Origin of the sequence: Pedobacter sp. (assembly GCF_035566355.1) — a bacterium.
In the GTDB taxonomy this organism is placed as follows: domain Bacteria; phylum Bacteroidota; class Bacteroidia; order Sphingobacteriales; family Sphingobacteriaceae; genus Pedobacter.
In genome coordinates, this window is the sequence record NZ_DATMRL010000127.1 from 1 (window position 1) to 5954 (window position 5954).

At 41.1% G+C, this 5954-nt stretch carries 6 protein-coding genes; 2 read left to right on the forward strand and 4 right to left on the reverse strand.

The window, feature by feature from the left end; all coding sequences use genetic code 11:
* The coding region (locus VNZ46_RS04975) for a LacI family DNA-binding transcriptional regulator (RefSeq protein WP_325559023.1) at positions 1-754 on the reverse strand (754 nt) is incomplete at its 3' end.
* A gap of 376 nt (positions 755-1130) precedes the next feature.
* Entirely contained in the window at positions 1131-1766 is a 636-nt protein-coding gene (locus tag VNZ46_RS04980; RefSeq protein WP_325559024.1) for a class I SAM-dependent methyltransferase, read from the reverse strand.
* A gap of 223 nt (positions 1767-1989) precedes the next feature.
* Between VNZ46_RS04980 and VNZ46_RS04985 the strand changes: the two genes are divergently transcribed.
* The gene (locus tag VNZ46_RS04985) at positions 1990-3276 is read left to right on the forward strand and encodes a GH36-type glycosyl hydrolase domain-containing protein (RefSeq protein ID WP_325559025.1); all 1287 of its coding nucleotides are present in this window, start codon (positions 1990-1992) and stop codon (positions 3274-3276) included.
* A 15-nt stretch (positions 3277-3291) separates the two neighbouring features.
* Here VNZ46_RS04985 and VNZ46_RS04990 read toward each other — a convergent pair whose 3' ends face one another.
* Positions 3292-4023, reverse strand: coding sequence for a GntR family transcriptional regulator (locus VNZ46_RS04990; protein WP_108550039.1), 732 nt, complete (start codon positions 4021-4023; stop codon positions 3292-3294).
* A 268-nt stretch (positions 4024-4291) separates the two neighbouring features.
* On the opposite strand from VNZ46_RS04990, the gene VNZ46_RS04995 reads away from it, so the two are divergent.
* A complete protein-coding gene (locus VNZ46_RS04995) occupies positions 4292-5140 on the forward strand; it encodes a siderophore-interacting protein (RefSeq protein WP_325559027.1) in 849 nt (282 codons plus the stop codon).
* On the opposite strand, the gene VNZ46_RS05000 is transcribed toward VNZ46_RS04995, so the two are convergent.
* Positions 5127-5954 (reverse strand): DNA alkylation repair protein (locus tag VNZ46_RS05000; RefSeq protein WP_325559028.1); only part of this gene is annotated, 828 nt, incomplete at its 5' end. The genes VNZ46_RS04995 and VNZ46_RS05000 overlap by 14 nt on opposite strands.

Here is a 5954-nt window from a genome sequence, read left to right on the forward strand (position 1 = left end):
CCAGTTTTTCTACTGAAGCAAAAATGCCATCTGGCCGGTTTTTGGAAAGAAGGAGGTTTTTGATCTGCTCATAATTGCTTTCGTTACTGTCTGCACAGGTGAGCACAAGGTCGGTCTGCAATGGGATATTCTCTTTATGCAGGGCTTCCTTAAATCCTGCAAATCTTTTTTTACTGATGGACAGGGTTTCGGATACCTGGAGGTAAGCGATATTTCTACATCCGGCCTCGATAAGATGATGTGTCGCTTTATAGCCACTGTCGTAATCATCCGTAGTGATTTTTGCTGTATCGATCTGGTCACAGATGCGGTCAAAGAAAACAATTGGTATGCCTGTACTGTACAGCGTGGTCAGGTGTTCAATTTCTTCAGTCTGACTGGTGACAGAGATCAGGATGCCATCTACGCGGCCACTCAACAGGTGTTTGGCAATGGCAATTTCTTTGTTAATGTCTTCATGGGTCAGATAGATCAGCACATGATAGTTTTTCTTTTGCGCGATTTCTTCGATGCCGTTGATGGCGAGCGTGAAAAAATTATTGTCTATTTCAGGAATGACGAGCGCAATGGTCTTGCTTTTTTGTTTTCGCAGGCTGCTGGCATAGGGGTTGGGCTGGTAACTTAATTTTTCAGCCATTTCTCTCACCCGCTGTTTGGTTTCCGTGCTGATTTCATGGCTGTCATGAAGTGCACGGGATACAGTGGAGGTGGAGAGTTTAAGTTCAGCGGCAAGTTGTTTTAAATTAATACCCATATCCAAAGATAATAAACATCCTACAGGAATGTATTTAAGATTTAAAAAGTGGTCCGGATCTTTTCCTGTTGGTGTTTTATGTCGGTCTTTTTTTAGTTGTTTGATGGTATTCGTAATGTTTTGTTGTTTTTGTTGATGAATAGATAATATTATTGGTTGTTTTTTAAGGGAAATATAAAAATCAATAATAGTCTATTAAATTAGTAGATTTTATTTTATATTTGCATTGTAATGATCAGGGGATCATTTGATAATAAGAAATTGCCACAAGTGGGTGGCACAGAGCAGGTCCTCTGCTTAAAATATTAGATGTTTGGTTAGATCTAAGTTTTGTTTTGTTTGACAAAAACCAGGTAGGATTGCCTGGTTTTTTTATTTAAAGGCTATTTTTTTGATATACCGTCGCTTTGATGAAATTCTTATAGTACCGCTTCCTGAACATCTTTTTATACTTATTCTTTTTAAAGTAAATTCCGATATCCGGCAGTTCTCGGGCCTCTACGTTGGAGATCATCCTAAAAAAGAAGTACATGATTTTCAGCATGATGTACTGCCATATTTTTCCAATTTTGGGCTGATAAGAAAAATCGGAAAATAACCATACGCCCTCTGTCTTAAGCAAGTTGTGAAGTTTATGGAAGACCAGTTCTGCTTTTTCCCGGCTGAAATTGTCAAATAAAAATGCAGTCAGGATGACATCAAATTTTTTTTGGGTATGGTAATCTTCTATCGGGGTATTGATCAGTTCAATACTGTTTTCTTTAATATCTCTTTTCCTGGCCAGGGCAATCATTTCTGAGGAGATTTCTATATAGGTGATGCGGAGCCCTTTTGGCTGGAGTTCTGCAATTTTGCTGAGGATCCAGCCGGTTCCTCCTCCAGCGATCAGGATCTTGCTCCCAGGGGGAATAAAAGGGAGTTGTTCGGTCTGCGCATTGACTTGTGCTTTAAAAAAGACAGTGCGGCTTAAAAAATCATAATACTTTGCAATTCTATCGTAATTGTTGACCATAGGTTCTGTATCAGATGCTACTAATATAAGTTTTTTAGTGCTGGTTCTGTTTTTATTGGCGTTGTTATCTGTTGTTGCTTATAAATTATTTTGTTCGTATTAAATTAATATGTAACTATGTATATACAAAGTAACAGATGGTGAAGTCATCATGTACACAAACCGATAGGAATAAAATTTGGTAGTAGTACATGATCGCTTCATCACCTTAAAAAATAGGCCAATGAAGAAGATATTGTTTTTGAACTTCGCAATGTTCATCCTTTTGGGGACGTGTTCTGCGCAGCAGGGTGCTGCTGGGGAAATCAGCGCTATCAAGCCTTTAGCAGATACCGTAAAGGGAATGGCAGAGCAACTGATAAAAAAAGGTTTTACTGCCGGCGATGGCTATGGAGAGGTATGGATCAGGGATCTGAATACTTTTATTACGGTGGCCTGTAAAGTCAATGACAAGGAACAAATCAAGAAGCATTTGATTACATTTTTTCAGTTTCAGCAGCCGGATGGCGGAATTCTGGATGGTTATATACCGGCTAAAAAGGCCGGTGTTTCTTATGATTTTTATCATTCTAAACTTGCCCCGGAATATGCCGGGCATAAGAATACAGTTGAGACTGATCAGGAGACTTCTTTAGTTCAGGCTGTGGCTAAATATATAAGGGGAACAGGAGACAAGAGCATTTTGAAAGATACTGTTGGTGGACTATCTGTTCAAAAGCGACTGGAGCAGGCAATGGACTTTTTGCTGAAGCAGAGATTTGTGAAAAAATATGGGCTTGTATGGGGTGCTACAACGGTAGATTGGGGTGATGTACAGCCTGAACATAGCTGGGGGGTAGTTTTGGATTCAAATTCTCACCGGAGCATTGATATCTATGATAATGCGATGTTTGTGATTGCTATAAAGGATTTCTTGAGTATGGCAAGTTTGTCTCCAGTGGCTCAGAAGTACTGGACAGGCGTTCAGAAAAGCCTTTCGGCCAATATTCGTAAATATCTTTGGGATCAAAAAGCGCAAAAATTTATACCTCATATTTATTTAAATGGTTCTCCTTTCCCGTCTTCGTTTAAGGAGTCAGAGATTTATTATCAGGGTGGCACAGCTATTGCGATTGAGGCTGGTCTGCTGAGTAAGGAGGAAGTTAAAACTGCTTACCATAAAATGCAGGAAAATGTGAAGAAAGCGAATGCGGCAACGATAGGTTTAACTATTTATCCCGTGTACCCTAAGGGCTTTTTCAAAAACCAGGGTATGGGCCCATATTCTTATCAGAATGGAGGAGACTGGACTTGGTTTGGGGGAAGAATGGTCTCTCAGCTCATCCGTTATGACTTGCTGAAAGAGGCTTGTGAGGCGATGAAGCCCATGTTAGATCGTGTGGTTAAAAATAAAGGATTTTTTGAATGGTATACTCCAGATAATAAACCACAGGGTTCCGCCAGCTTTAGAGGCGAGGCAGGTGTGCTGTGGAGTGCAATTACGGAACTGGAAGCTAAAGAGGTAAAATAATAAGGGGGGGCTTTGCTAGCCCCTTCTGCTTTCTACCGTATATACAAAACTATCTGCACGGTAATAGCCCAGATTATATTCTATCGGGCGGTCTGCCTGGTCATAAACGAAACGTTTACGGAATAAGATTGGACTTCCGGGTTCGGTTTCCAGTTTTGCAGCGATAAATTTATCTGCGGCTTTTGCACTGATTTCTTCTTTAGACAATTCTGTAACGATATTGTAATCTGCTTCCAGGATGTCATAGAGTGGTCTTTTGAAATCTTCTTCGCCAGTTAATCCGGTGCGCGGATGGAAATAAGAAACAAAATAAACAAATGGCCCTTCCGGGCGACCTCTCAATCGTTCCAGCTTTAATATCTTTTGGTCTGTTTTTATATTAAAGAAATTAGCCAGTATCTCATCCGGATAAATCCAGCTGATGTGAAGTTCAAAGTTTTTTATTGGGATTCCGCGGGCTTTCATTTCCTGAGAGAAACTCAGCCAGTTTGTTGATTTTGAGCTGATCAAAGCATCTGCTACTTTAGTCCCAACTCCTTTTTTACGAATTAACAGCCCCTCATAGACCAGCTTGTTCAGTGCCTGGCGCAAAGTTGTGCGGGATATGGCAAGCTGGTTGGCCAGATCAATCTCATTGGGAAGTAGTTTACCATTCTGAAATTCTGGCTCCTTGATCATCCTGCGCAGTAATTCTTCTGCCTGGATGTGAAGCGGAACCGGACTCTTATGGTTAAGGGCTATTTTCATGGTTTAATGAGTTTCCTAAATCGCAAAATTAGTAAAATATATTTGCAAAGGGCTCTGGTATCTGGAATGTCAGTTTAATATCATAAAGAAACATATTGTTTAGAATGATTCTATATAGTGTATATTTGTCTCAGTTTCCCTTCTGGAATTTTTGCATGGGATGGGAAAGGTTCAATATATATTTGGTTAGATTGATAAAGTCCTGTTTAGCCATGTCGAATGGACATGGCTAAGACAGGCACAAATTAACCGGCATCAGAAATACCTTATGAGTGAAAAAGAAAATAAACCATCCATTATACAGGCTGTACTTTTTGTAAAAGATAAAGAATACGTTACGCCTCATTATATCCGGGTTACGCTGACTGGCGAGGATATTCTTAAATTTAAAGACACGACTATTGGCGTAAATAACAAAATCTTTATTCCTCCTGCTGGCATAGATCAGGTGCATTTTCCGGCTTATGATGTGCCGACAAATGAATGGATTCATCCTCCTGAGGAGGTCAAACCTTTTGTCCGGACCTACACACACCGGGCTTTTGATTTGGAAAAGAAAGAAATGGTGATCGATTTTGTGGCGCATGGTGATAGCGGACCAGCTTCTGCATGGGCAATTGCTGCAAAACCGGGTGATGCACTGGGAGTAGCCATGAAAGACAAAAACAGTACACTCTATCCAAAGGCCGACTGGTATCTTCTGGTTGCAGACGGAACTGGTATTCCGGTACTCGCTGCTATTTTAGAAAGCTTGCCGGCAGAAGCTAAAGGAATTGCTCATATAGAGGTTCAGGATAAAGCAGATCTGCAGCATCTGATTGCCCCTGAAGGTATACAGATCAATTGGCTATACAATGAGCATCCGGGAACAGGTACATTGCTTTCTGATGCAGTTAAGCATACGGTAATACCTGAGGACCATCTGACTACCCGTTTTGGATACGTAGCTGCTGAATTTACTGCAGTAAAAAATATCCGTGATTATCTGCGCAAGGATAAGGGTTGGGAAAGGGAAGAACTCTATGCTTATGCCTACTGGAAACTTGGAGTGAGTGAAGATGGCTCGGTAAAAGACAGACAGCTGGAACAGCGGGAGCAAATTTCTACACCAGGTTAAAACCCAGACTTTCTTTCTCTGTTCCGTTGATAATCACGGAGAGCTGATGGGTGCCCGCATAAAATTTCCGGGTTGTAATGAGTTTAAAGCTTTGTTTTCGGTTGATAACTATGCTTTCAGACGGTGCGTAGAGTTTTTCGCTGATCTTAAAAACTTTACGGGATGCTTTCCCGTTTTGTCTTTTGTAATAAAGGGCGTATTCCAGCCGAATGGTTTTTGCAGATCTGGATTTGTTTCTGAGCTGGAAACTGAATTCAAGATGGTCTCCAATTTTTACTTCAGGTGTAAGTATTTTGAAATCGCTGCAGTCAATGTCTTTGCTGTCGAGTGTGTAATGTTTAAGTATTTTGGAGTGCCCTTGTTTGAGCAGGGTCCGGCAGCCGTGTTTAATGATGGCATCGGTCTCTTTACTGAAGCCCTTCCAGCGGCTGGCAATATCCAGAACCACCTCCGGGTGATCTTTAGAAATATCGTTAAGATTATTGGCTACGCTTTTGCGTACAAAGTCTGAAGGGTCATTTTTGAGGTTTTCCAGGATGGGTAATATCGGGCCTGGATCTTGCTTAAGCTGAGGTACTGCAACAGCCCAGGGCAATCTTGGACGGCAACCTTCTGTAGCCAGTCTTCTTACTTTATGGTTCTCATGCAAGGACCAGCGCTGCATCTGATCCATCATTTGCATTCCATATTTTAAAAGAAAGGGGCGTACGGCAAATTCGCAGCTCACAAATTGGGTGATCTGCTCCATAGCTTCTACAGAAGCATGAAAGTGCTCCAGGCCGTGGCATTCTATATAATCCGGTAGAAATATAAA